Origin of the sequence: Leclercia sp. AS011, assembly GCF_037152535.1 — a bacterium.
In the GTDB taxonomy this organism is placed as follows: domain Bacteria; phylum Pseudomonadota; class Gammaproteobacteria; order Enterobacterales; family Enterobacteriaceae; genus Enterobacter.
The window spans coordinates 25,901-52,247 of the sequence record NZ_JBBCMA010000004.1 but is presented as its reverse complement, the minus strand read 5'-3'; the positions used below and the strand labels follow the sequence as shown (position 1 = coordinate 52,247).

The following is a 26,347-nucleotide window of genomic DNA, read 5'->3' as shown; positions in this document are numbered from 1 at the left end:
GCGTAATGAAAGGGATACTCTGTCTGAATATAAAAATTCTACAAATTCAATTTATATTAACCAAAAAAAACCACACGCTGTTGACGTGTGGTTTTTAGTCAGATTAACAAAACGATGTAATCGGTTATTTAACAACCCGCAATGAAGGACGCCCACCACGTGGCGGTGGCGTATCATCAGGATCGTTATCATGATCGGGTTTATCGCCCTCAATAACTGACATCACCGGCTCGCCTTCACTGCCAGCGGATTGTTCATCATCGTTCAGGCTGACCACGTCTTCATCATACGCCGCTTCTGGCTCAAACATGGTACCTGCGCCGTTCTCACGGGCGTAGATCGCCAGTACAGCGGCCAGCGGAACAGAAACCTGACGCGGTACACCACCAAAGCGGGCATTGAAGCGAACTTCATCGTTTGCCAGCTCGAGCGCACCTACAGCACGCGGCGCAATGTTAAGAACAATTTGTCCGTCACGCGCATATTCCATAGGCACCTGCACGCCAGGCAAAGTCACATCCACAACCAGATGCGGCGTGAGCTGGTTATCCAGCAGCCATTCATAGAAGGCACGCAGCAGGTACGGACGGCGTGGAGATAGCTGTGACATTTCCACAATCATTAACCCCGGCCGAGACGCATTTCACGTTCAGCTTCAGTCAGAGAAGCCAGGAAAGAGTCGCGTTCAAAGACACGCGTCATGTAGCCTTTCAGCTCTTTCGCACCCGGGCCGCTAAACTCAACGCCCAGAATCGGCAGACGCCACAGTAACGGAGCCAGGTAGCAATCCACCAGGCTGAACTCGTCGCTCAGGAAGAATGGACGCTGACCGAAGACCGGTGCAATCGCCAGCAGCTCTTCTCGCAGCTGTTTACGCGCAGCATCGGCTTCTGCGGAAGTACCGTTTACGATAACGTTCATCAGCGTATACCAGTCTTTCTCGATACGCTGCATGTACAGACGGCTTTCCCCACGCGCAACCGGGTAAACGGGCATCAGCGGCGGATGCGGGAAACGCTCATCCAGATATTCCATAATGATACGGGATTCCCACAGGGTCAGTTCACGATCCACCAGCGTTGGTACGCTCTGGCTTGGATTGAGATCGATAAGATCCTGAGGCGGGTTATCCTTTTCCACATGCTCGATCTCAAAACTGACACCCTTCTCTGCCAGCACGATACGAACCTGATGGCTATAAATGTCAGTAGGACCAGAAAACAGCGTCATTACCGAACGTTTGTTGGCAGCGACAGCCATGAAAACCTCCAGGTATATTCAGAATTTTTACTGCTACCAGCCATACAGGCTAGCCAGATGTTTTGTTGTCCATCCCAGGGAATTCCCACCCTTGTTCAAAAAGAGAACAAAAATCGAGCATTCACCGTTATTTGGACAGAAAAGTGGATGATAGTTTACCAGATTTTGTGACCTTTGTGGTGAGGGGATTCTGGAAATGCGGAAAAAGAGGTCAGAAAGGAAGCCTGCATGTGGATAACCTGAGTGTTACCCATAAAAAAACCCGCCGAAGCGGGTTTTTCGCCAATTGTTGTCTGCCGAAGCAGAAACCAATTAACGTTTGGAGAACTGTGGACGACGACGTGCTTTACGCAGGCCGACTTTCTTACGTTCAACCTGACGAGCATCACGAGTAACGAAGCCAGCTTTACGCAGTTCGCCACGCAGGGACTCATCGTACTCCATCAGAGCGCGGGTGATACCGTGACGGATCGCACCAGCCTGACCAGAGATACCACCACCTTTAACGGTGATGTACAGATCCAGTTTCTCAACCATGTCGACCAGTTCCAGCGGCTGACGAACTACCATGCGGGCAGTTTCACGACCGAAGTACTGTTCCAGAGAACGTTGGTTGATAACGATTTTACCACTGCCCGGTTTGATGAACACGCGAGCGGCGGAGCTTTTGCGGCGACCAGTGCCGTAGTATTGATTTTCAGCCATTGCCTATAATCCCGATTAGATGTCAAGAACTTGCGGTTGCTGTGCCGCGTGGTTGTGCTCGTTACCTGCGTAAACTTTCAGTTTACGGTACATAGCACGACCCAGCGGGCCTTTTGGCAGCATGCCTTTAACCGCGATTTCAATCACACGCTCAGGACGGCGGGCAATCATCTCTTCAAAGGTCGCTTGTTTGATACCGCCGATGTGGCCGGTGTGGTGATAGTACACTTTGTCAGTACGCTTGTTGCCGGTTACAGCAACTTTGTCAGCGTTCAGAACGATAATGTAATCACCGGTATCTACGTGCGGAGTGTATTCCGCTTTGTGCTTACCGCGCAGGCGACGAGCCAGTTCGGTAGCCAGACGGCCCAGAGTTTTACCGGTCGCGTCAACAACATACCAGTCGCGTTTTACGGTTTCTGGTTTAGCTGTAAAAGTTTTCATTAAAAGCTTACCCAAATAAATAAGTTACACGTTGGTGAACACCCAAACGTTTAGTAGTTGAGGTTCACACGACATTGTCCAGCAAACCTACCCCTTCGAATAGCCTATGCCGGCGCAGAGAAAGTTTTGGGAAAAAAACCTTCTTGTAACGTGGGGTCGCAAGATTATAGAGAAGTCAGGGGTAAAGGTCGACCCCTAATTGTGATTTGACGCGGGTTTTTCCGGGGTGAAGACAGTGCGGTCTGGTGCCCTCACCCCCAGCCCCTCTCCCACGGGGAGAGGGTAGCTGTTATTAAGGCATATGTTCGCGCTTCAGGTACTCTTCGCTTTGCATCTCCTGCAGGCGCGACAGGCAGCGCTGGAACTCAAACTTCAGCCGCTCCCCCTGATAGATCTCATATAAAGGGACGGCAGCGCTCACCACCAGTTTGACGTGGCGTTCGTAAAACTCATCGACCAGGGCGATAAAGCGTCGGGCCTCGCTCTCCATCAGCGTGGTCATCACCGGCACATCGAACAGCATCACCGTATGGAACAGCCGCGAGAGCGCAATATAGTCGTGCTGGCTACGGGCATCGACACAGAGCGTGGCAAACGACACGGCAAGGGTTTGATTGACCACGCCCAGGGTTTGCAGCGGGCGATGGTTCACCTCCAGCACGGCGGCGTTTTCACGCTTTGCCCCTGCCAGCGCCAGCCACAGTTTGTCCATCTGCTGCCGGGTGTCGTCGTTTAACGGCGAGATCCACAGATGGGCCTGGGTCAGGGTGCGCAGGCGATAGTCGACGCCAGCATCGACATTCATGATGTCGCAATGCTCTTTTATCGCATCGATAGCGGGCAGGAAGCGGGCGCGTTGCAGGCCGTTACGGTAGAGCTCATCCGGTGGGATGTTGGAGGTCGCCACCAGCGTAATGCCGCGGGCAAACAGCGCTTTCATCAGCCCGCCCAACAGCATGGCGTCAGTAATATCGGAGACAAAAAACTCGTCGAAGCACAGCACGTCGGTTTCGGCTTTGAAACGCTCGGCCACGATGTCCAGCGGATCGCTCTGCCCCTGCAGGGCCGTCAGCTCTTCATGTACCCGCAGCATAAAACGGTGAAAATGCAGGCGCTGCTTACGCGTTCCCGGCAGGCTCTGATAGAACAGATCCATCAGCCAGGTTTTGCCGCGCCCTACCCCGCCCCACATATATAAGCCGCGCACCGGCGTGACGCCCTGCGGCGCTTTCTTGCCCAGCAGTCGTCCAAACGCGGCCTTGAGTCCTCCCGCAGGGGCAGCTTCGGTCGGCTGAGTGGTCAACTGCTGCCAGATGCTGTCCAGACGTCTTACCGCTTCACGCTGTACATCATCAGGCTGATGGGAGCCCTCATTCAGGGCCTGTTGGTAATGCGATGTCGGGGAAAGGCTTTGCATGATCTTATTGTTATTCCTTCAATTAATACCCGCCAGTCTGCTCAGTTGGCGAAAAAAAGGCCGTTCTACAGTACGCGATGATGCGGTGGGATTCCACTTCTAAGGAAATAGCGGTTATAGTGGCATAATCAGGCACAGGCATGAAGCCGAGCCAACACCCTACGGAACCACAAGACAACGGGAGAAGTTCATGACCTGGGAATATGCGCTAATTGGTTTAGTCGTCGGCATTGCTATCGGTGCCGTGGCCATGCGTTTTGGAAATCGCAAATTGCGCCAGCAACAGGCGTTGCAGTATGAACTGGAAAAGAACAAAGCTGAACTGGATGAGTATCGCGAAGAGCTGGTAAACCACTTTGCCCAGAGCGCCGAGCTGCTGGACAACATGGCCCATGATTACCGCAAGCTTTATCAGCACATGGCGAAAAGCTCCAGCAATCTGCTGCCGGAGATGAGCGCAGAAAACAATCCGTTCCGCAACCGTCTGGCGGAGTCCGAAGCCAGTAACGATCAGGCGCCGGTACAGATGCCGCGTGATTACTCCGAAGGGGCATCCGGCCTGCTGCGCGGTGGCGCAAAACGCGATTAATCGCACATCACTAATAAATTTTACGGGCGCAGCCCTTGCGCCCGTCCTTTCTTCCCGACCCCAGCTATTATTTAGTCAAACACCTCATTGTTCAGCGTTTTAAAATTCAATAACATCAGACTGTTTCAGGGCCGTTATTCCTCCATTTCAGGTTGCGAGAGCCAGCATAAATGAACAAAAAAAATCAGCTGTTGAGCGCGTTAGCGTTGAGTATCGGATTATCGCTGTCGGCATCCTGGCCGGCGGTGGCGGCAATTCCTTCGCAGGTTCCAGGCCAGGCGGCGCTGCCGAGCCTCGCCCCGATGCTGGAAAAAGTCCTGCCCGCGGTAGTCAGCGTGCAGGTCGAAGGCACCGCCGTGCAGAGCCAGCGCATCCCGGAAGAGCTGAAAAAGTATTTTGGCGATGATGCCCCTGACCAGGCCCAGCCTTTCGAAGGGCTGGGCTCGGGCGTGGTGATTGATGCCGCGAAAGGCTATGTCCTGACCAATAACCACGTCATCAGCCATGCGGATAAAATCAGCGTCCAGATGAACGATGGCCGGGAGTTCGACGCTAAGTTGATTGGCGGCGACGATCAGAGCGATATCGCCCTGCTGCAGCTTCAGAACCCAACCGGCCTGACGCAAATCGCCATCGCCGATTCCGACAAGCTGCGCGTCGGAGATTTTGCCGTCGCGGTAGGTAACCCCTTCGGCCTGGGCCAGACGGCCACATCCGGGATCATCTCCGCCCTGGGTCGCAGTGGCCTGAACCTAGAAGGGCTGGAAAACTTTATCCAGACCGACGCCTCCATTAACCGCGGTAACTCCGGCGGCGCGCTGCTGAACCTGAACGGGGAGCTGATCGGCATTAACACCGCCATTCTGGCACCCGGCGGGGGTAGCGTGGGGATTGGTTTTGCCATCCCCAGCAACATGGCCCGCACGCTGGCACAGCAGTTAATTGATTTCGGCGAAGTGAAACGCGGGCTGCTGGGCATTAAGGGTACCGAAATGAGCGCGGATATTGCGAAAGCGTTCAACCTGAACGTGCAGCGCGGCGCCTTCGTCAGTGAAGTGCTACCGAATTCCGGCTCGGCAAAAGCGGGCGTGAAGTCCGGGGACGTGATCGTCAGCCTGAATGACAAACCGTTAAGCAGCTTCGCCGAGCTGCGCTCGCGTATCGCCACCACGGAGCCAGGAGCCACGGTTAAGCTCGGCATTTTGCGTGACGGCAAACCGATGGATGTGCAGGTCACGCTGGATAAAAGCACCTCTTCATCGGCCAGTGCAGAGATGATTGCTCCCGCGCTGCAAGGGGCGACCTTAAGCGACGGGCAGTTAAAAGACGGCACCAAAGGCATTACTCTCGACAGCGTCGAGAAGAGCAGCCCTGCCGCGCAGGCCGGTCTCCATGAGAATGACGTGATTATCGGCGTGAACCGCGTTCGCGTGCAGTCCATCGCCGAAATGCGCAAAGTGCTGGCTGGCAAACCCACCGTTATTGCCCTGCAGATCGTGCGCGGCAACGACACCCTCTATATTCTGCTGCGTTAAGCCTGTACGCGTCCGGACATCACCACGTGTGATGTCCGGATAAGTCATGCTATGCTGCTTGCGATCTTCCCTTAACGACGCCCGTATCATGGTTTTAAAGCTCATTCGTTCGGTCGCCATCGGCCTGGTTGTAGGTGGCCTTTTACTGGCCGCGATGCCCTCTTTACGTCAGTTTAATCAGCTGGCTGCGCCGCAGTTTGATAGCGCAGATGAAACACCTGCCAGTTACAATCAGGCAGTGCGCCGCGCCGCCCCTGCGGTGGTTAACGTCTATAACCGTGGGCTGAACAGCACCAGCCATAATCAGCTGGAGATCCGCACCCTGGGCTCCGGGGTGATCATGGATGAGCGTGGCTACATCATTACCAACAAACATGTGATCAACGATGCCGATCAGATCATCGTTGCGCTGCAGGATGGCCGCGTGTTTGAAGCCCTGCTGGTCGGCTCTGACAGCCTGACGGATCTGGCGGTCCTTAAAATCAATGCCACAGGCGGGCTGCCTGTTATTCCCATCAACCGTAAACGCACTCCGCACATCGGCGATGTGGTGCTGGCGATCGGTAACCCCTATAACCTCGGGCAGACCATTACCCAGGGGATTATCAGCGCGACGGGTCGTATTGGCCTGAACCCCTCCGGGCGGCAGAACTTCCTGCAGACGGATGCCTCTATCAACCACGGTAACTCCGGCGGTGCGCTGGTGAACTCGCTGGGCGAACTGATGGGCATCAACACCCTTTCGTTTGATAAGAGCAACGACGGAGAAACCCCGGAAGGCATTGGCTTCGCCATCCCGTTCCAGTTGGCCAACAAGATCATGGATAAGCTCATTCGCGACGGTCGGGTGATCCGCGGCTATATTGGCATTGGCGGGCGTGAGATTGCACCGCTGCATACCCAGGGCGGCGGTATCGACCAGATCCAGGGGATCGTGGTGAACGAAGTGACCTCCGGCGGTCCGGCGGCGGAAGCGGGCATCAAGGTTAACGACGTTATCGTCTCGGTAAATGGCAAACCGGCCATATCAGCCCTGGAGACCATGGATCAGGTAGCTGAGATCAGGCCTGGCTCGATCATTCCGGTGGAAGTGATGCGGGATGATAAGAAACTGACCCTGCAGGTGACCATTCAGGAATACCCGGCCACCAACTGAGTTTGCAGACATAAAAAAAACCGGAGTCGATGCTCCGGTTTTTTATTGCCCTGACGGGAAGCGATTCGCTTACTTGTTAACGAACTCTTCGCCGAGGACGATATCGTTCTTCAGCGTGTCCAGCATGCCGGCCATTGCCTGCTGCTCGAACGCGCTCAGGGTGCCGATAGATTTACGCTCTTCGATACCGTTTTTACCCAGCAGCAGCGGCTGAGAGAAGAAGCGTGCATGCTCGCCGTCGCCTTCAACGTACGCACATTCCACCACGCCTTGCTCGCCCTGCAGGGCGCGTACCAGAGACAGACCGAAACGTGCCGCAGCCTGACCCATAGAGAGGGTTGCAGAACCGCCACCCGCCTTCGCTTCCACCACTTCGGTGCCGGCGTTCTGGATGCGTTTGGTCAGGTCAGCCACTTCCTGCTCGGTGAAGCTCACGCCAGGGATCTGGGACAGCAGTGGCAGAATGGTCACGCCAGAGTGGCCGCCGATAACCGGAACTTCCAGCTCGGTTGGCTGCTTGCCTTTCAGTTCCGCAACAAAGGTGTTGGAGCGGATGATGTCCAGCGTGGTTACGCCAAACAGTTTGTTCTTGTCATACACGCCCGCTTTTTTCAGCACTTCTGCTGCGATAGCAACAGTGGTGTTAACCGGGTTAGTGATGATACCGATGCAGGCTTTCGGACAGGTTGTCGCGACCTGCTGAATCAGGTTCTTAACGATACCGGCATTCACATTGAACAGGTCAGAACGATCCATGCCAGGTTTACGCGCTACGCCTGCGGAGATCAGCACAACGTCTGCGCCTTCGAGCGCCGGGCGCGCATCTTCACCGGAGAAGCCTTTAATTTTGACAGCCGTCGGGATGTGGCTCAGGTCAACCGCCACACCAGGGGTTACCGGGGCGATGTCGTACAGAGAGAGTTCTGAGCCTGCAGGCAGCTGAGTTTTCAGTAGTAGGGCAAGCGCCTGGCCGATACCGCCAGCAGCGCCGAGGACTGCGACTTTCATCCTAAACTCCTTATTATGGTGAGCTAACTTTCTGTTACTCCGTCGCGGCGACCTTAATTCAGCAGATCAATAATTACAATCTTCATGGCTTGAGAATTAGCGGTCGCGCGCTTTTCGCTTCTGCCGGAAGGCTATCGGGCGTTATGCGATAACTAAGCAACGAATCAAGAGGGGGTTACAATACACCCTCGCCAGCCACCAAAACAACATCAATTTGATAACATTTAATTTACTTTTAAGCTTATTTGCGAGGCGTGACGCAGGCATGTTCCTTGATAACGAATTTTGATAAAATCACTCCCTTTCATAACATTATTTCAGCCTAAGATTGGGCAGATAGTTTGCATAAAAATTCATCCATGTGCATAATAATGTTGTTTCTACCGCTATATTTCGGGTGATTTATGCGAATCTCTTCTAAACAAGAAGAATTGGTTAAGGCGTTTAAAGCGCTGCTTAAAGAAGAAAAATTTAGTTCTCAGGGTGAGATCGTTCAGGCCTTACAGGAAGAAGGCTTCGAAAATATCAACCAGTCGAAAGTCTCCCGCATGTTAACCAAATTTGGCGCGGTGCGTACCCGCAATGCCAAAATGGAGATGGTTTACTGTCTGCCTGCTGAGCTCGGCGTACCGACAACCTCGAGCCCGCTGAAGAATCTGGTACTGGATATCGACTATAACGATGCCGTGGTGGTGATCCACACCAGCCCGGGCGCTGCCCAGCTGATCGCGCGTCTGCTCGACTCGCTCGGGAAAGCAGAAGGTATTCTCGGCACCATCGCCGGTGACGATACGATCTTCACGACCCCGGCCAATGGTTTCTCGGTGAAAGACCTCTACGAAGCCATTCTGGTTCTGTTCGAACAGGAACTCTAATCCCCTTCCCTGCTGCGTCTCGCAGCGGGGAATCTTCGGCTCCCGCCTCGTTTTGCCTTACAATCTGTTATCTGTGATTTAACAAATAGTGCGTTTTTCCGCTTCAATTCATTCATGCAGTGGATGATCCGCCCGACGATAGCACGAATAATCAAATTGTCATATCCTTATGATTTTAATGAAAATAACCAAGTAATCCGCGTCTAACCCCGGCTTTTTTATTCCCTTCTGTTATAAAACATCCTCTGCTTAATACATAATTTCACGAGAAACAATTAGCATGGTATTAATATTTGCCGTTATTAGTGTATACTTGATTTTGTGATGAGGGTCACGAAACAGAGACCCCAGTAAAGAATATGACGAGGAAGAGAATCATGAAAATCAAAACTACCGTAGCCACACTAAGCGTTCTGTCTGTTCTGTCATTCGGTGCTTTTGCTGCCGATGCCATTAACGCCGATCAGGCACAGTCCCGCGAATCTATCGGTACTGTTTCCATCGGTGCTGTCGGTACCTCTCCGATGGATATGAATCAGATGCTGAACAAAAAAGCGCAGGAACAGGGTGCCTCATCCTATCGCGTTATCGAAGCGCGTACCGGTGACCACTGGCATGCCACTGCTGAGCTGTACAAATAAGTCGTACCGAGCATTAAACAAATTACCCGTTATCTCAGTTCAACGACACCAGGCATAAAAATAGCAGTACAACCCTTCTGGTCGTTGAACGTGCCCTGTAAGTAAGGAGTAAAGACTATGAACACTAAATTAATCATCGCCACCCTGGGTTTAGCTTCCGTTCTCTCATTCGGTGCCAGTGCCGCTGTGCATCAGGTTACCGCGGAGCAAGCGCAAGGTCTGCAATCCCTGGGTAGCGTAGGCGTTACCGAAGTGGCCGGTTCTCCAATGGATGTTCGCCAGGCCCTGGCAGCAAAAGCTGAAAAAGCGGGCGCCAGCAGCTACCGCATCACCGAGCTGAATACCGGTGACCACTGGCATGCTACAGCCGAGCTGTACAAATAAACCCTCGTCGTATTGAAATACGACTTGCCCCTGCCTCGCAGCAGGGGCTTTTTTTTGCCTTTTACGGACGAACGTTGAAGCGGATCTGACCTTCCAGCTCCTCTTCCGCCTCATCAAACAGCAGGATCAATGCGCCAAAGCGCCTGCGCAGCTTCTCCGGCAAATGGGTAAATTCGATTTCAAGCGGTAGCGGCAGCTGGTTGCCGGTCACGATCTCCCAGAGAGAATCCAGGTCTGTCACGCTCTCCCGCGCAATGCCAAAGGTACGTGAAAACTCACGGTAAAAGTCTTCCTGACTGTCGATTTCATCAAAATCAAACGTATAGATATTCATTTCCCGCCACCCCGTCCAGGCGGGCGGCTGATGCCGCCCTGACGATTATAATCCCCCGATATGCAGGGTTTTCACTTCCAGGAACTCCTCCAGTCCCAGTACTGAGCCTTCACGACCCAGCCCTGACTCTTTCACCCCACCAAACGGCCCCAGCTCGGTAGAGACCGCACATTCATTAATGCCGATCATCCCGCTCTCAATGGCCTGAGAGACGCGGAACACCCGCTGCAGATTCTGGGTATAGAAATAGGCGGCCAGTCCAAAGGGCGTATTATTGGCGCGCTGAATAACCTCCTCTTCGGAGGTAAAACGGAAGCAGGCCGCAACGGGGCCAAAGGTCTCTTCGCTGGCGAGTGCCATCCCTTCATGACAGTTACCCAACACCGTCGGCTGCCAGAAGTTGCCGCCCAGCTCATGCGGCTTGCCGCCTGCCAGGACCGTCGCCCCTTTGGCGACCGCATCCTCTACATGCTCGCGCACTTTTTTCACCGCAGAAGGCTCAATCAGCGGCCCGACAATAGTGCCCTCCTCCAGGCCGTTACCCACTTTTAAGGCGTTTACGGCGGCGGCGAGCTGGCTGACGAAGGCGTCATACACCGACTCCTGAATATAGAAGCGGTTGACGCTGACGCAGACCTGGCCCGCATTACGGAATTTGTTGGCGATAGCCCCTTTTACTGCGGCATCAATATCGGCGTCGTCAAAGACGATATAGGGCGCATTCCCGCCCAGCTCCATCGAAACTTTCTTCATGGTCTCGGCGGCATTACGCATCAGCGTTTTGCCAACTGCCGTCGAGCCAGTAAAGGAGATTTTGCGCACCTCAGGGCTGGCCATGATGGCATCGCTTATCTCAGAGGTATTGCCCGCAACCGCGTTGAGTACGCCGTCCGGGACGCCCGCTTTTTTGGCAAGGGTCAGCAGGGCAAAGGCGCTGAGCGGCGTGTTGTTGGCCGGTTTGATCACCCCGGTGCAGCCTGCGGCCAGCGCCGGGCCCAGCTTGCGGGTCAGCATCGCCATCGGAAAATTCCACGGCGTGATGGCCGCTACCACGCCAACCGGTTCGCGGGTGGCCAGAATGCGGGAGCCGGGTTTAACCGGGGGAATGATCTCACCGTTGGCGCGTTTGGCCTGCTCGGCGAACCACTGAATAAAGCTGGCCGCGTACTCGACCTCACCTTCCGCCTCTTTCAGCGGCTTGCCCTGCTCGGTGGTCATCAGTTGTCCAAGCCACGGCTTGTTTTCAATGATTAATTCATACCAGCGATAGAGGATGGCCGAACGCTCTTTTGCGGTTCTGGCCCGCCACGCCGGGAAAGCACGGCTTGCGGCGGCGATGGCCTCTTCGGTCTCTTTGCTGCCCGCTTTTGCCACTTTAGCGATCACCTCACCGGTGGCCGGGTTAAGGACATCAAATGTGGTATCGAGCGTTTTCCATACGCCATCGACCAGATATCCTGTCTGAAATAGCGCACTGTCCTGTAGAGCCTGGGTCGTCATGTATCCTCCCATTCCGGGTTTAAGTTCTTGCCCGAATAAGTATAGTCACAAAAAAACCGACGCTTACGGCGTCGGTTTTCAGGAGGATTAGCTGTCGGTGAGAGCGTTCTGGTAGCGATGCAGCATTCCTACCAGCCGCTGCACCGGTTCGGTTACCTGTCTAGGTGCCTCCCAGATGCGCAGTTTTTCCTGGTAGATATCCAGCTCCTCCAGCAGCTGAGCAAAATAGCGTCGCCGCTTATCGTCGCTGCTGGCCGAAATGACGTGATCGGCGGTGCGTCGCAGCTGACGGTGGAACGCCGAGAGGTCGTCATTAACCGGCACCGGCGCATTGCGCAGACGCTGGTGGGCGATGATCAGCGTCAGGGCCAGGCGGAATTTAGCGATATCTCCCGGGAATTTGGTCAGCAGTAAAAACAGCTGCTGATAGAGCGCGGGGAGATGGTTCTCTTTGCGTCGGGCGGTGTTGGTGGTCATCGCGGAAACGGCAGCGGAAACAAACTGGTTCAGCAGCACGCGTCCGGTGCGGGCCTGCGAGTTATCGCGCACCAGCAAAATAACCATCATGGCGAGGAAACAGCCAACAATCTGCCCCAGCGCGCTATCCAGGAACTGGCTGAAGTGGAACGTCATCGGATTATCCAGCACCAGAATGTTAATGGTACTGGCCAGCGCCCCAAGCGAACCCAGGCGTCGCTTCTGCACCTCGATACCAATAAAGAAGGCCATCACCGCAAGGCTGATACAGAGTAGCAGCATACTTTGCTGGGTCGAGGGCAGAACCACCAGGAAATAGAAAGCACCCAGCGGGAGCGCTGCCAGCGCACCGTACAGAAAATCGAGCGCCACCATTCGCGGATTGGGCAGACGCATCGCCAGCGAGGTGACCACGGCGATCATCACCATCGCCCCGCTGCCGGAGGTCCAGCCGGTCCACAGCCAGAATAACGTGCCGAGCATACAGGCGAGCATGGTGCGCCAGAAGTTGACCATCGCATGGTGACGTTCCGCCGACTCGGCTTTGACCACCACTTCACCTTGGAGGACTTCCTCTTCGGTGGCGCTGATTTTGGTATTGCCGATCACGCCACGTTTGAGGAGCAGGAAGCGCGTCGCCGCCCCCACCCAGGTGTAGATGGTCACCGGGGTGTCTCGCTCGCCGGTCCAGGCGATGACCCGGCGCATGCGTTTGAGCTGTTTATGCACATCCTGCACGGTGGCGACGGGAGTAGCGAACTGCTCCCGGAAGGTCCCGGTGATCGCCTCGGGGCGGGAATTCTGGATCAGATAGGTTTCACAGGCCTGGGTGATCAGGGTTAAGGAGACGGTATTGAGCGCCTTCAGGCGGCGGTTAGCCCGCGACCAGCGCGACGACTCCATATTGAGGTTGCTGCGCATCCCTTCCAGCGCGGTGGTACGACGCACCAGCGCACTCCAGGCGTTATCGACCTCTTCGCTGTCGCCATGCTTGATGCACAGTTGCATCAGCTGGTACTGGGCAACGATCAGCGCATCCAATTCGCGATCTACCTCCTGCTTAATGGAGCGAGGAGAGAACAGCAGATCCGCCACGATCGCACAGACAATCCCCATCACGATCTCGCTGCAGCGCTCCACGGCAAACTGCGGTGCCAGCAGGGGGTTGGTCTGAATGGTGATGATAATGATCAGCGCGGTATAGCCGGAAAGCCCCCAGGCGTAGGAGTTTTCCACCCGCACCAGAGAGGAGATCCAGGTGCAGAACCCGGCCCAGATACAGCACACCATCAGCATCAGCAGCGGGGTGCGGATCATCAGGATCACGATGGTCAGCGCGGCGATACAGCCGATAAAGGTGCCGACAATACGCAGCATCCCGCGATAGCGAATGGCCCCGGAATAAGGTTCACCACCCGCCGCAAACGCCGGACCTGCGGCGACAATCGCTGCCGTCAGCACCGCCCAGCGGGGGGTTTCCAGCTGAAAGTGAAAGCCGACGAACAGCGCCAGCACGATGGCGAAGGCCAGCTTAATCGCAAAGCGCAGGTGCTGGTCGGCGATGGAGAAGATGCCCATGGCGATTAACCAAACTCGCGCAGGCGATGGGCAATTTTACGGAACAGCGAGTCATGGCTGGCGTCCCGATCTGTCTCACCGGTGATCACCACGGTGGCGGTGGTGCCCGCAGGCCACAGGTTGCCCTGCTGTTCATCCAGACGAATACGCACCGGCACGCGCTGGGCCAGACGGACCCACTCCAGGTTGGAATCGACGGTCGCCATCCCTTTGCTGTCGCGGGTGGCGCTGGAGTTAGTCACCCCTGCAGCCACGCTGTCGACCGTGCCTTTCATGACCCGGTTGCTGCCCAGCGGGGTGATCTCAGCCCGGTAGCCCGGACGGACGTTCTCCAGCTTGGTCTCTTCCATATAGGCCAGCACGTAGAAGGAGTGCTGTTTGACCAGCGCCACGGCGGTGGAGCCGCGGGTAATAAATTCGCCGGTATAGACGTTAAGGTTGGTCACCCAGCCGTCGGACGGGGCGCGGATCACGGTACGCTCAAGATCGAGCTTCGCCAGATCGCGGGTAGCCTCGGCTTTCGCCAGCTGATGCAGCACGGTTTGCAGCAGGTTGTTGGACTGGTCGATCTCCTCCCGCGACATTGCCTGCACCCCCAGCTTATTACGACGTCCCGCCTCGCGGCGTTTTTCCGCAGCCAGCGCCTGGTAGTAGGCGACATCGGCTTCTGCTTCTTCCAACGCTTTCTGATAGCGCGGCTGGTCCACGGTGAACAGCACCTGATCCTTTTTCACCAGCTGGTTGTCATGCACATTCACGGCCGTGATCAGGCCCGCCACGTCCGGGGCAATGGCGACGATGTCGGCGCTGAAGCGCGCATCGCGCGTCCAGGGCGACTCGGTGTAGTAAACCCACGCGCGAAATATAGCGATGAACGCGAGGATAACCAGTGCCAGGGTAATGGCGGTACGGGAGATTTTTCTTGTTAGCGTTTTCACATCTACCTCAAACAAACAGGCGCGATACCAGATAGAACAGGCAGCAATACAGCGCGGAATTGAACAATGCAGGGTGCCAGACGAAATCATAGATCCCGGTCGGAGCCAGCACCTTTCGCACCAGCCAAAAAATCGCCAGTGATAAAAGAAGTTCGAAGAATATCGGTGGGAACGACAATCCGAACACCACGATAACGGGAAACAGACTCATGTTGACCTTGATTAGAGCGAGCAGGCGAAAGAATTATTCAGCATACGGCACCGCAGAAGTGGCAAGAAAAGCCGGGCGAGAGTGGCGTAGCTATAATGTATTAATAATATATTAGCGTAACTGTTATGCTGTTATCTATCATATGTGATCTAAATCACTTTTAAGCCAGAGTGAATAATGGAACGTCTAAAACGGATGTCAGTTTTTGCCAAAGTCGTTGAGCTGGGCTCCTTTACCGCCGCGGCCAGGCAACTGCAGATGAGCGTCTCGTCAATCAGCCAGACCGTCGCCAAACTGGAAGATGACCTCCAGGTGAAGCTCCTCAACCGCAGCACCCGTAGCCTTGGTCTGACCGAAGCCGGCAAAATCTATTATCAGGGCTGTCGGCGGATGTTGTATGAGGCCCAGGCGGTGCATGAGCAACTCTACGCCTTTAACAACACCCCCATCGGCACTCTGCGCATCGGCTGCTCTTCAACTATGGCACAAAATGTCCTGGCTGAAATGACCGCCGAGATGTTGCAGGAATACCCGGGGCTGACGGTCAATCTGGTCACCGGCATTCCTGCCCCGGATCTGATTGCCGATGGGCTGGATGTGGTGATCCGCGTCGGGGCATTGCAGGACTCCAGCCTCTTCTCCCGCCGTCTGGGCAGTATGCCAATGGTGGTCTGCGCGGCGAAAAAGTATCTCGCCCGAGCGGGGATCCCGGAGAAACCGGCGGATCTCAGTAATCACGCCTGGCTCGAGTACAGCGTGCGCCCGGATAATGAATTTGAGCTGGTTGCGCCGGAAGGGCTGTCAACAAAACTGCTGCCGCAGGGGCGCTTTGTCACCAACGATCCGATGACCATCTCCCGCTGGCTGGTGGCCGGGGCCGGGATCGCCTACGTCCCGCTGATGTGGGTGATCAACGAGATCAACAGCGGCGAGCTGGAGATCCTCTTCCCGCGCTATCAGTCGGATCCGCGCCCGGTGTATGCGGTCTATACCGAAAAGGACAAACTCCCGCTGAAGGTGCAGGTATGCATTAACTATCTGACGGACTATTTTGTGCAGGTGGCGGCGCTGTTTCAGGAGATGCGGGGAAGGAAGGAGTAACCCTCTCCCAGAGGGAGAGGGTATTTAGGAAGGGAAATTACGCGGTACCGCCGACGGTCAGGTTATCCACCTTCAGGGTCGGCTGACCGACACCCACCGGCAGGCTCTGGCCCTCTTTGCCGCAGACACCGACGCCGTTATCCAGCTTCAGATCGTTACCGACCATCGAGATCTGCTGCATCGCTTCGATACCAGAACCGATCAGGGTCGCGCCTTTCACCGCTTTGGTCACTTTGCCCTTCTCGATCAGATAGGCTTCTGAGGTCGAGAAGACAAATTTGCCGGAGGTGATATCCACCTGGCCGCCGCCGAAGTTTGGCGCATAGATGCCATACTCCACCGACTCGATGATCTCCTGCGGCGTGGATTTACCCGCCAGCATATAGGTGTTGGTCATACGCGGCATCGGCAGGTGCGCATAGGATTCGCGACGACCGTTACCGGTTGGGGCCACACCCATCAGGCGCGCATTCAGCTTGTCCTGCATGTAGCCTTTCAGGATCCCGTTCTCGATCAGCACGTTGTACTGACCCGGGGTCCCTTCGTCGTCGATAGAGACCGAACCACGACGATCGGTCATGGTGCCGTCATCCACCACGGTGCAGAGCTCAGAGGCCACCAGCTCGCCCATGTGGCCGCTGAAGACCGAGGTGCCGCGACGGTTAAAGTCGCCTTCCAGACCGTGGCCCACCGCTTCATGCAGCAGCACGCCAGGCCAGCCCGCGCCCAGGACCACCGGCAGGGTGCCCGCAGGGGCCGCCACCGCAGAGAGATTGACCAGCGCCATTCGCACCGCCTCTTTTGCCCACGCGTCAGCACGCACTTCGCCATCGACCGGGTTCAGGAACCATTCGTAACCAAAACGACCGCCGCCGCCGCTGGAGCCGCGCTCGCGTTTGCCGTCCTCTTCCACCAGCACGCTGACGGAGAGACGGACCAGCGGACGCACGTCGGCGGCCAGGGTGCCATCGGTCGCCGCCACCAGAATCAGCTCATACACGCCGCTCAGGCTGGCCGACACTTCCTGCACGCGCTTGTCTTCCGCACGGGCAACGTTGTCCACCCGGCGCAGAATATCCAGCTTCTCTTCCCGACTCATACTTTGCAGCGGATCGACGCTGGTATAGAGCGCAGAGTGCTGCACTTCGCCCAGGGTCTTCACCCGACCGTCACCGCTGTCGCGCACGATGGTGCGTGCCGCCTGCGCGCTCTGCTGCAGGGCGTTGAGGCTGATCTGGTCTGCATAGGCAAAACCGGTTTTCTCACCGCTGACGGCACGGACACCCACGCCCTGGTCGATGTTATAAGAACCATCTTTGATGATGCTGTCTTCTAAAACCCAGGATTCGTGATAGCTCGACTGAAAGTAGAGATCGCCGTAGTCGAGACGGCGTTCGGTCAGTTGACCAAGAATGGAAAACAGGTCCTGATGGCTCAGGCCGTTCGCTGCCAGCAGATGTTCACTTACCAGGTTCAGACTCATCGTTTTGCTACTCGTTCGTTGCCGTCCACAGGACGTATCTAAGATCTTATCTATTGAGAGTGAGGCAATTAATTGCCCGCGTCAAATCATTGCTGTGCATCTTTGCGCGGCTGGCGCAGCACTTCGTTAATCTGCGGTTTATCGACCGGGCCGGTGATGTGATAGCGCAGAATCGAGACTTTGCTCCACAGCGGCCCCAGCACTTTACTGGCGGCAAACACCGCCGCGCCTACAATCGGGTTAACGGCAAAGGCCGCGGCCACGCCGACGGTGGCGGATATTTCCGGGGCGACCACCGCTTCCAGATCCAGTTCACGACGCACCAGATTGACGGAGCCTTTCATGGCGATATCCGCCTCCAGCCCGTCGACCAGGGTGTCATCGGTATGCAGGACACCCTCTTTGATCCACGCTGTGCTGCGGATCGAGTCGAAGTAGAACCCTTCGTTAAAGGTATCGCTGAAGTCAAACCGCAGCTTACGCAGCAGGGCATCGAAGCTGAGCAGACGCAGCAGCTGTCCCGCATGACCGGTGCTCAGATCGGCAATTTCGCCCTTGCCCAGCCGGGTTTTGAGGATGCCGTTCAGCGAGGCTTCATCAGGCTTCCACGGCTGAGCGCGCCAGTGCAGATCGTAGTCGAGGTCAAACGACGACCCGCGAATCGGGGTGGTGATCCCAAAATAGTTCGAGGCCGCATCCAGCTTGTTGCCTTTGATTTGCCCTTTCAGCGAGGTGCGCTGCTCGGTGCCGTTCACCCACTCGCCGTTGGCGGTCAGGCGGCCAAAGCCGGTGTCAATCAGCCCACCCGCCAGGCTAAGGGTATTGCCCTTAATGGTGAAGTCGCCGTCGATACGGCCATACTTCTGTCCCCACAGCCAGCATTCGGCACAGCGTAGCTGTAAATCAGGCCAGCCGCTGAAATTGACCCGCGTGGTGCTGGCTAACGGCGAAACCGGGCTGCCTTTCCCGGCGGTCGCGGTTGCCGGGTTGAAATAGAGATAGCGGATCGCCGCCTGCCACGGCGCGGTGTCGCGCATCAGCAGGGTGGCGTTGATCTCCCGTCCCTGGGCCTCGACTTTTGAGCCGTTTAAGGTTGGCTGCGAGACGATGCTCAGGTTATTCCACTGTTGTCCTCCCAGCGTCAGGGCCGGAGTGCGCACCGTAATGTGCTGCGGGAACTGGGCTGATTCATCGACATTTTGCCCGACGCCGCTCTGGAACAGGGCTAACCACTCGGCACCATCCATTGGCGGCAGATTGAGTTCGATGCCCGCCTGCTCCGGCAGCGGCGGCAGCGTTCGGCTGTCGCTGGCCCAGATGGCGCGATCCAGCGTCAGCTTGCGGTTCAGCAGCCAGCGGCTGTTAAAGTGATTCTTGCTGCCGGCATTGCCCGTCAGGGTAAAGCTGTTGAGATCGCCGTCGACGTTCAGTTTTACCGGCAGCGGCTCGCCTGCGCTCTTCTCCAGCGGCGACGGCAGGTCGCTGCTGACGTTTTTCAGATCGCTACTGATATCCACCTTGTAATGGGCATCCCCCCGATAAGGCAGCTCAATAGCGACCTTGCCGTTCCACGGCAGACGGCCCTCCAGCGACTGGCTGATGGCTTTTGGCAGCACATCCATCCGCGAAGGCTGCCAGCTGGCATCCAGATTGATCCCTACCTGATAGGCTTTCTCGCCTTCGGTGGTGGAGAAGTCGATATTCACCGGCTGATTAAACCAGCTTGCGGTCAGCGGCCCGCTTTTCAGATCGCCATTCACAAAGCTGAACTGACCGCTCAGATTGTTAATGGTGCTGTCCAGCGGCTTGATGAACAGACTGTTATTTTTCAGCCTGACGTCGCCTTTGGCGATGGTCATGGTGCCGTCCAGCGGGATATCCAGATGTAAGCGAGCATTCACATAGCCATCCAACTGGAGCTGCTGGAGCGTGGCACCGAGAGAATCCTCCAGCGGCGTATCGTCAAAGTACGGCCCCACGGCTTTTCCCGGCCCGTTAATATCGGCGTCGATCAGCAGCTTTTCCTTCGAATAGTCCGGGATCACCGCGGTCAGGTTACTGGCTTTCACCCCGCCCAGCGCCACGCCGTCGGTCTTCATCCACAGTCCGTCGTTGATGAAGTTAAGCTCAATATCGAGGTTTTTCAGCGCTGGCCAATCAGGCTGGAAGGCGTAGGTGGCGTTGCGTAACGGCACCAGAACCTGGAACTGGCCTTCGTTGTGCTTGTAGGGGAACAGGTGCGGGTTGCCACCATACGCCAGGGTAGCGTTATCCGCCTGCCCGCCCTGAATGGCACCGCTGAGATAATCCACCAGCGCTTTGCCCATCAGGTTTTCAGGGAAATAGCGCCAGGCCTGGGATCCGTCGTCGGTGCTGATGCCCGCCAGGATCCCCAGCCAGGGCTCATCGCCCGCCGGCTGCAGATAGCGGAAATCGCCCCGGGCGTGCACCGCTTTGGCTTTGACATCGATATCACGCCCGTCGAGCTGGAAACCTTTCTCGTTCTTCAGCCAGTGGAGAGTGGCCGTGCCTTTCTCTATCTCCAGCGGAGCGCGGAAGACGGTTTCGTAAGGCATTTTCGCGTCGCGCATGTGGGCCACCAGACGGCCATCCTCCACGCTGCCCTGCAACGTGCCGCTGAAATGCTCGGCCCCCGGCAGCAGCTCCCACTGCTTCCAGGCGAGATCGGTCCAGGTGATGTTGAAGCGGGTTTTTTCCGTCTCCTGCAGCGGAATATCCAGCGCCAGCGCGTTAATGGCCCCTACCGGCTGGGTGGCCTGCCAGACTTCGCCCAGCGACGGGGAGAGCTTCGCCGCGATGGTTCGCAGCCCTTCCAGACCTGACAGCTCCAGATTGCTGGCGCGAATGCGCAGCTCGTCGCTGCGTTTATTGTTGGCACCGCCGACATCCTGCCCCGGGATCCAGGCCAGGGCCAGGGCTCCGCGCGGCCACGCCTTGTCGTCCATGGTGATGCGCGTATCCGGGATGGCGAACTGCCAGCCCTCTTTCTCGCGGGTAACGTGGGCGGTCAGGTTATCAACCGAAAGCTGATGCTGGCGCGCCTTTCCCGGCCAGCTGGCGCCCCCCTGCTTCAGCCAGAGATCGCCGCTGGCAAACTGGCCGTTGGTGAGGGTCATCCACCCTTCAATACTGAAGCGCGCGGTTTCCAGCTGCATGTTCTGCTGCACCCACTCACCCAGCCAAGGTTTGACGTCCACGTCATCGGCCTGCATCCACACTTTGCCGTTATTCAGCAGGCCATTATCATCACGCAGATCCATCCGCACCTGCATCACGCCATGCTGTCCGTTCAGGCTGGAGAGGCTGACCTGGCCTTCCGCACGGTGCCGCTCTTTGCCGTTGAGCCAGGTAAGCTGGGGGATCGCCAGCTCGGCGCGCTGCCCGGAGAGGGTGATAAAGCTGATTTCACTGTCGCGCAGATCGAAATGATCGAACTGGCGCAGGAACAGATCGCTGATGCGGTTGGCCTCGAAGCCTTCGCCCTGATCGCCACTTTTCAGCGGGGTGTTGGTCAGAAATTGCAGTTGATAAAAGGTGAGATCGCGAAACTGCCAGCGCAGGTGCAGCAGGCTCTGCCATACGTCCAGCGCCAGGGTGACGCGCTTGATTTTAAGGTAGCCGCCATCTTTCAGCTGCGCGTTGATGTCGCGCACCTCAAGAGTCGGGCCGAAATTCTGCCAGCTCGCGTTGAGCTGGCTGGCCGCGACGGGCATGCCGGTCGCGGATTCAATCTTCGCCAGCACCTGCGGACGCCAGGTGTCCAGATGCGGCAATACGAGACGCAGCCCGCTTACGAGCAGCGCGACAATCACTATCAGCGTTGCCCCTGTAAGCAGTAAAATCCCCGGCAATCGCCTCACGCGTCTCTCCTTGTCAGCCGTTCTAGTCTCGCAGTACCTGCGGATTACATCATTACCACGTCAAACTGCTCCGGGTTATAGAGCGGCTCTATCTGCACTTTTACCTGTTTGCCGACAAAGATTTCCACTTCCGCCAGCGCGTGGGACTCTTCCCCTTTCAGGGCTTCCGCCACCGAAGGAGAAGCATAGACCAGGAAGCGGTCGGAGTCGTAGGCGTGATGCACGCGCACAATCTCACGCATGATCTCGTAGCACACCGTCTCCACCGTCTTTACCGTGCCGCGGCCATGGCAGGTCGGGCACTCGTTGCACAGCACATGCTCCACGCTTTCACGGGTGCGCTTGCGGGTCATCTCAACCAGGCCCAGCTGGGAGAAGCCGTTGATGCTGGTTTTCACGCGATCTTTGCTCAGCGCCTGCTCCAGAGAGTGCAGCACGCGGCGGCGGTGGTCTTCGTTACTCATATCGATAAAGTCGATGATGATGATGCCACCCAGATTGCGCAGACGAAGCTGACGCGCAATGGCCTGCGTCGCTTCAATGTTGGTATTGAAAATGGTGTCGTCCAGATTGCGGTGACCGACAAACGCCCCGGTGTTGATATCCACGGTGGTCATCGCTTCGGTCTGGTCGATAATCAGATAGCCGCCGGACTTGAGCTCGACCTTACGCTCCAGCGCGCGCTGAATTTCGTTCTCCACATCGTAGAGATCGAAGATCGGCTGGCGTCCGGTGTAGTGCTCCAGCAGGCCCGGCATTTCCGGAATGTACTCGGCGGTAAATTCGAGCAGCGCGTCGTAGGTCAGACGGGAATCGACGCGGATGCGGTCCAGCTGGGCATCGGCGAAGTCGCGCAGGACGCGCTGGGCCAGCGCCAGCTCACCGTACAGCTGATAGCGGGTCTGGTTGCGCTTTTTACGCTCCATCACTTTGGTCCAGACGCGTTTCAGGTAGGCGGCATCCGAGGCCAGATCCTCTTCGCTGATCCCCTCGGCGGCGGTACGAATGATAAATCCGCCCTGCTCATCGCAGTACGCGCCGACCACTTTTTTGAGCCGGTCGCGCTCGCTTTCGCTCTCAATACGCTGGGACACGCCCACGTGAGAAGCGCCAGGCATAAAGACCAGATAACGGGAAGGTAAGGTGATGTCGGTGGTCAGGCGCGCGCCTTTGGTACCCAGCGGATCTTTCACCACCTGCACCATCAGATCCTGGCCCTGACGCACCAGCTCGGAGATATCACGCACGGTAAACTGCTTTTGCTCTTCGCCCGCTACGCATTCGGTGTGCGGCATGATATCGGAAGCATGCAGGAACGCCGCTTTATCGAGGCCAATATCTACAAATGCCGCCTGCATACCCGGTAGTACACGACTGACACGACCTTTGTAGATATTGCCTACTATTCCGCGCCGCGCTTCACGTTCAATATGAATTTCCTGAAGAATGCCACCATCAATGTAGGCCACACGGGTTTCCGATGGCGTTACGTTTACCAACAATTCAGCCGTCATAATTATCCCTTCCCTCACGCAGTGAGTTAAAATTGCTCAGCAACTCATACGTTTCCACCAGCGGTAAGCCGACTACGGCGTGATAGCTGCCATTTATCTTCCTGACAAAACAGCCACCCAACCCTTGAATACCGTATGCACCTGCTTTATCCATTGGTTCACCGCTGGCGATATAACCGGCGATATCCTCATCTGTGAGTACTCTGAATGTGACGTCGGTGACCACCAGACAGTCCAGCACGTGCTGGCGGTCTGCCAGCGCGACGGCGGTCATCACCTGATGCGTATGGCCGGACAATTTGCGCAGCATCGTAAACGCATGCTCATCGTCGTGCGGTTTCTCGAGGACTTCACCGTTAAGGATCACGATGGTATCTGCGCCCAGCACCGGTAAATCACGCGGCACCTGCGCCACGCCTGCCTGCGCTTTCTCCCGCGCCAGACGGGAAACGTACTGTTGTGCGCTTTCGCCCTCGGCACGTTGCTCTTCAATGCCGGTAACGATGCGTTCAAAAGATACCCCTAACTGCGTCAGGAGTTCCTGACGACGCGGGGAGCCGGAAGCGAGATACAAAGACGTCATAGAAACCTTTTATTGCACGGCAAATTGCTGGCGAACCTTACGCATCAGCAGGAACAACCATGGCCAGAGCACACCGTTTACTACACTACTCCAGAACACTTCCGGACGGAAAGAGACGTTGATCACTAAAAACTCTGCCCAGAAAACAATGATATCCGCGGCCATGGATAACAACATCACCACCAGCGCCTGTTGCCAGAGCGCCAGATTACGAAAGAGCTGGAATTTCAGAGCGACCAGGTATGCGATGATACTCATGGACAGGGCGCGTACGCCAAGCGTTGAGCCACTAATCAGATCCAGTATGGCACCCATCACAAAACCTGTGCCCACATTTACGCGGTGCGGCAGAGCGAGGATCCAGTAGAGCAGAATAAGCAGCACCCAGTTTGGCCGGAAAACGAGAATGTCGTCCGGCCAGGGCATCACTTGCAGCAACAGCGCGACTAAAAACGAGAGCCAGATAACCCAGCGTCCCTGGCTACGGTAGCTTGCCACTATTGCCCTCCCGAAGAGAGTTGCGGTGGCGGTGGCGCATCAGGCAGCGGCTGGGTCAGCCCGGTTGCCGGCGCAGGAACGGGCGCAGGCGGCCCCATCGAGTTTGGCGCAGGCAGAACCTGCGGCATCATCTGCATCAGACGTTCATTCGCCACGCGATGCACATCTTCCGGGGTCATCGGGTTCGTTCCGTTACGATCGGCACCCCATAACAGCAGCAGATAGCGCAGGCGTTGCAGACCCGCCGTTGGGCGTGCCTGAATCACGGTATAGGCGCGCTGGGTGTCCAGCTTCACAGAGGAGACCACCCCAACCGGATATCCTTCCGGGAAGCGCCCGCCCAGACCTGACGTCACCAGCACATCGCCCACGCGAATATCGGTATTCGCCGGCAGATGTTCCAGCTGCAGATCGTCCGTACAGCCGTTACCGGCCGCAATCACGCGGATATCGTTACGCAGCACCTGGATCGGCAGCGCATGGGTGGCATCGCAGATCAGCAGCACGCGGCTGGTCAGCTTGGCGACCGCAACCACCTGGCCGACGACGCCTTTATCGCTGATGACCGGCTGGCCTTCGTACACGCCATTGACGCTGCCCTTGTCGATCACCACCTGATCGCTGTACGGATCGTTCACGGTGGAGATCACCTGGGTCACCATCTTCTGCTCATCCTGACGCAGCGGGGAGCCCAGCAGCTCACGCAGGCGGGCGTTCTCCTGCTTGTACTGGCCCAGCATCAGTATTTCGCTGTTTTTCAGCAGCAGTTCCTGGCGTAACGCGCGGTTTTCAAGTTCGAGTTGATCGCGTGAGGACAGGGTTTGCGAGACGCTGTCGAGCAGTTCACGGGGACCATTTGATACAAAGTAGAAAGGACTGACGGCGGTATCCATGTACGTTCGGATCTGGCTGAACGTACCGAGGCGGCTATCGGCAATAATGACACCAAGCGCTACTAACACCCCAAGGATCAGGCGAAACTGTAGCGACGGGCCACGGCTAAAAATTGGCTTCATAGGCTATGCGTACTCTCGCGTCAGAGAGAAAGGGTAGCCATCCGCTACCCTTTCACACCTGACTACTCTTCGCTGAACAAGTCGCCGCCGTGCATGTCGATCATTTCCAGCGCCTTGCCGCCACCACGGGCTACGCAAGTCAGTGGATCTTCTGCAACTACGACAGGAATTCCTGTCTCTTCCATCAACAGGCGGTCGAGGTTACGCAGCAGCGCACCACCACCGGTCAGAACCATACCGCGCTCGGAGATATCGGAAGCCAGTTCCGGCGGGCACTGCTCGAGGGCAACCATGACGGCGCTGACGATGCCGGTCAACGGCTCCTGCAGCGCTTCGAGAATTTCGTTGGAGTTCAGGGTAAAGCCACGTGGAACGCCTTCTGCCAGGTTACGGCCGCGCACTTCGATCTCGCGCACTTCGTCACCCGGGTAGGCAGAACCGATTTCGTGCTTAATACGCTCTGCGGTGGCTTCACCGATCAGAGAGCCGTAGTTACGGCGCACGTAATTGATGATGGCTTCGTCGAAGCGGTCACCACCGATACGTACGGAAGAGGAGTAAACCACACCGTTCAGGGAGATAACGGCCACTTCAGTGGTACCGCCACCGATATCCACCACCATGGAGCCGGTCGCTTCGGAAACCGGCAGGCCGGCACCGATCGCAGCAGCCATTGGCTCTTCAATCAGGAAGACTTCACGCGCACCAGCGCCCTGAGCGGATTCACGAATAGCACGACGTTCAACCTGGGTGGCGCCAACCGGCACACACACCAGAACACGTGGGCTTGGACGCATAAAGCTGTTGCTGTGCACCTGTTTGATAAAGTGCTGAAGCATTTTCTCGGTCACGAAGAAGTCAGCGATAACGCCGTCTTTCATCGGACGAATGGCAGCGATATTACCCGGCGTACGACCAAGCATCTGCTTAGCGTCATGGCCAACGGCCGCTACGCTTTTCGGTGAACCAGCACGATCCTGACGAATGGCCACAACTGAAGGCTCATTCAGTACGATGCCTTGTCCTTTTACATAAATGAGGGTATTCGCGGTACCCAGGTCAATGGACAGGTCATTGGAAAACATGCCACGAAATTTTTTCAACATACTAAGGGATAATCCTGAAAGCTGGGGCGGAAAACAAAATCCGCTTACTTTACCAACCACACGCAGCAGCGACAAGGCGCAAAAATCGCCTGCTACGGTGAAAATTTGTGCAG

General features: G+C 56.5%; 25 protein-coding genes. 7 read left to right on the top strand and 18 right to left on the bottom strand.

What is annotated here, in order from left to right:
• Positions 1-124: 124 nt before the first annotated feature.
• The 5 genes from sspB to zapE form a co-directional block, all read right to left on the bottom strand.
• On the bottom strand, positions 125-616 hold the full coding sequence (gene sspB, locus WFO70_RS16350; RefSeq protein WP_337017908.1) for a ClpXP protease specificity-enhancing factor: 492 nt from the start codon (positions 614-616) through the stop codon (positions 125-127).
• Positions 617-621: 5 nt separating this feature from the next.
• Positions 622-1,260 (bottom strand): stringent starvation protein SspA, encoded by a 639-nt coding sequence (gene sspA, locus WFO70_RS16345; RefSeq protein ID WP_337017547.1) that lies wholly within the window; start codon positions 1,258-1,260, stop codon positions 622-624.
• Between the two features lie 312 nt (positions 1,261-1,572).
• The gene (rpsI, locus tag WFO70_RS16340; protein ID WP_003025138.1) at positions 1,573-1,965 is read right to left on the bottom strand and encodes a 30S ribosomal protein S9; all 393 of its coding nucleotides are present in this window, start codon (positions 1,963-1,965) and stop codon (positions 1,573-1,575) included.
• Between the two features lie 15 nt (positions 1,966-1,980).
• The gene (gene rplM, locus WFO70_RS16335; protein ID WP_024551131.1) at positions 1,981-2,409 is read right to left on the bottom strand and encodes a 50S ribosomal protein L13; all 429 of its coding nucleotides are present in this window, start codon (positions 2,407-2,409) and stop codon (positions 1,981-1,983) included.
• Positions 2,410-2,701: 292 nt separating this feature from the next.
• The gene (zapE, locus tag WFO70_RS16330; RefSeq protein ID WP_337017545.1) at positions 2,702-3,826 is read right to left on the bottom strand and encodes a cell division protein ZapE; all 1,125 of its coding nucleotides are present in this window, start codon (positions 3,824-3,826) and stop codon (positions 2,702-2,704) included.
• A gap of 190 nt (positions 3,827-4,016) precedes the next feature.
• On the opposite strand from zapE, the gene zapG reads away from it, so the two are divergent.
• The 3 genes from zapG to degS all read left to right on the top strand — a co-directional run bounded on the left by zapG (position 4,017) and on the right by degS (position 7,106).
• Positions 4,017-4,415: a Z-ring associated protein ZapG gene (zapG, locus tag WFO70_RS16325; RefSeq protein ID WP_337017543.1), complete on the top strand. Its 399-nt coding sequence runs from the start codon at positions 4,017-4,019 to the stop codon at positions 4,413-4,415.
• A gap of 170 nt (positions 4,416-4,585) precedes the next feature.
• Positions 4,586-5,950, top strand: a complete 1,365-nt coding sequence (degQ, locus tag WFO70_RS16320; protein ID WP_337017541.1) for a serine endoprotease DegQ — start codon at positions 4,586-4,588, stop codon at positions 5,948-5,950.
• Positions 5,951-6,038: 88 nt separating this feature from the next.
• Entirely contained in the window at positions 6,039-7,106 is a 1,068-nt protein-coding gene (gene degS, locus WFO70_RS16315; RefSeq protein ID WP_337017539.1) for an outer membrane-stress sensor serine endopeptidase DegS, read from the top strand.
• 69 nt (positions 7,107-7,175) lie between these two features.
• On the opposite strand, the gene mdh is transcribed toward degS, so the two are convergent.
• Positions 7,176-8,114 (bottom strand): malate dehydrogenase, encoded by a 939-nt coding sequence (mdh, locus tag WFO70_RS16310; RefSeq protein ID WP_032614538.1) that lies wholly within the window; start codon positions 8,112-8,114, stop codon positions 7,176-7,178.
• A gap of 404 nt (positions 8,115-8,518) precedes the next feature.
• Between mdh and argR the strand changes: the two genes are divergently transcribed.
• The 3 genes from argR (at position 8,519) to yhcN (WFO70_RS16295) (ending at position 10,014) form a co-directional block, all read left to right on the top strand.
• The gene (gene argR / locus WFO70_RS16305; protein WP_032614540.1) at positions 8,519-8,989 is read left to right on the top strand and encodes a transcriptional regulator ArgR; all 471 of its coding nucleotides are present in this window, start codon (positions 8,519-8,521) and stop codon (positions 8,987-8,989) included.
• Between the two features lie 377 nt (positions 8,990-9,366).
• Positions 9,367-9,630, top strand: coding sequence for a peroxide/acid stress response protein YhcN (yhcN, locus tag WFO70_RS16300; RefSeq protein ID WP_337017538.1), 264 nt, complete (start codon positions 9,367-9,369; stop codon positions 9,628-9,630).
• A 117-nt stretch (positions 9,631-9,747) separates the two neighbouring features.
• Positions 9,748-10,014, top strand: coding sequence for a peroxide/acid stress response protein YhcN (gene yhcN, locus WFO70_RS16295; protein WP_032614544.1), 267 nt, complete (start codon positions 9,748-9,750; stop codon positions 10,012-10,014).
• Between the two features lie 61 nt (positions 10,015-10,075).
• On the opposite strand, the gene WFO70_RS16290 is transcribed toward yhcN (WFO70_RS16295), so the two are convergent.
• The 5 genes from WFO70_RS16290 to aaeX all read right to left on the bottom strand — a co-directional run bounded on the left by WFO70_RS16290 (position 10,076) and on the right by aaeX (position 15,052).
• Positions 10,076-10,348 (bottom strand): barstar family protein, encoded by a 273-nt coding sequence (locus tag WFO70_RS16290; RefSeq protein WP_032614547.1) that lies wholly within the window; start codon positions 10,346-10,348, stop codon positions 10,076-10,078.
• 45 nt (positions 10,349-10,393) lie between these two features.
• On the bottom strand, positions 10,394-11,848 hold the full coding sequence (locus WFO70_RS16285; RefSeq protein WP_337017536.1) for an NAD-dependent succinate-semialdehyde dehydrogenase: 1,455 nt from the start codon (positions 11,846-11,848) through the stop codon (positions 10,394-10,396).
• An 87-nt stretch (positions 11,849-11,935) separates the two neighbouring features.
• On the bottom strand, positions 11,936-13,903 hold the full coding sequence (gene aaeB, locus WFO70_RS16280; RefSeq protein ID WP_337017534.1) for a p-hydroxybenzoic acid efflux pump subunit AaeB: 1,968 nt from the start codon (positions 13,901-13,903) through the stop codon (positions 11,936-11,938).
• Positions 13,904-13,908: 5 nt separating this feature from the next.
• On the bottom strand, positions 13,909-14,841 hold the full coding sequence (gene aaeA, locus WFO70_RS16275; RefSeq protein WP_337017532.1) for a p-hydroxybenzoic acid efflux pump subunit AaeA: 933 nt from the start codon (positions 14,839-14,841) through the stop codon (positions 13,909-13,911).
• A 7-nt stretch (positions 14,842-14,848) separates the two neighbouring features.
• The gene (aaeX, locus tag WFO70_RS16270) at positions 14,849-15,052 is read right to left on the bottom strand and encodes a p-hydroxybenzoic acid efflux pump operon protein AaeX (RefSeq protein ID WP_032614553.1); all 204 of its coding nucleotides are present in this window, start codon (positions 15,050-15,052) and stop codon (positions 14,849-14,851) included.
• A gap of 177 nt (positions 15,053-15,229) precedes the next feature.
• Between aaeX and aaeR the strand changes: the two genes are divergently transcribed.
• Positions 15,230-16,153 (top strand): HTH-type transcriptional activator AaeR, encoded by a 924-nt coding sequence (aaeR, locus tag WFO70_RS16265; protein WP_337017531.1) that lies wholly within the window; start codon positions 15,230-15,232, stop codon positions 16,151-16,153.
• A 37-nt stretch (positions 16,154-16,190) separates the two neighbouring features.
• Here aaeR and tldD read toward each other — a convergent pair whose 3' ends face one another.
• The 7 genes from tldD to mreB form a co-directional block, all read right to left on the bottom strand.
• Positions 16,191-17,636, bottom strand: coding sequence for a metalloprotease TldD (tldD, locus tag WFO70_RS16260; protein WP_337017529.1), 1,446 nt, complete (start codon positions 17,634-17,636; stop codon positions 16,191-16,193).
• Positions 17,637-17,722: 86 nt separating this feature from the next.
• On the bottom strand, positions 17,723-21,517 hold the full coding sequence (yhdP, locus tag WFO70_RS16255) for an AsmA2 domain-containing protein YhdP (RefSeq protein ID WP_337017527.1): 3,795 nt from the start codon (positions 21,515-21,517) through the stop codon (positions 17,723-17,725).
• 44 nt (positions 21,518-21,561) lie between these two features.
• On the bottom strand, positions 21,562-23,031 hold the full coding sequence (gene rng, locus WFO70_RS16250; RefSeq protein ID WP_142487291.1) for a ribonuclease G: 1,470 nt from the start codon (positions 23,029-23,031) through the stop codon (positions 21,562-21,564).
• Positions 23,021-23,614 carry a Maf family protein gene (locus WFO70_RS16245; protein ID WP_307762985.1) on the bottom strand — a complete coding sequence of 198 codons (594 nt, stop codon included), beginning with the start codon at positions 23,612-23,614 and terminating at the stop codon, positions 23,021-23,023. Before WFO70_RS16245 ends, rng begins: the two co-directional genes overlap by 11 nt.
• A 9-nt stretch (positions 23,615-23,623) precedes the next feature.
• Positions 23,624-24,112, bottom strand: a complete 489-nt coding sequence (mreD, locus tag WFO70_RS16240; RefSeq protein WP_333853502.1) for a rod shape-determining protein MreD — start codon at positions 24,110-24,112, stop codon at positions 23,624-23,626.
• Positions 24,112-25,128 (bottom strand): rod shape-determining protein MreC, encoded by a 1,017-nt coding sequence (mreC, locus tag WFO70_RS16235; protein WP_337017520.1) that lies wholly within the window; start codon positions 25,126-25,128, stop codon positions 24,112-24,114. The genes mreD and mreC overlap by 1 nt, the downstream gene beginning before the upstream one ends.
• Positions 25,129-25,190: 62 nt before the next feature.
• On the bottom strand, positions 25,191-26,234 hold the full coding sequence (mreB, locus tag WFO70_RS16230; RefSeq protein WP_000913396.1) for a rod shape-determining protein MreB: 1,044 nt from the start codon (positions 26,232-26,234) through the stop codon (positions 25,191-25,193).
• Positions 26,235-26,347: the final 113 nt, after the last annotated feature.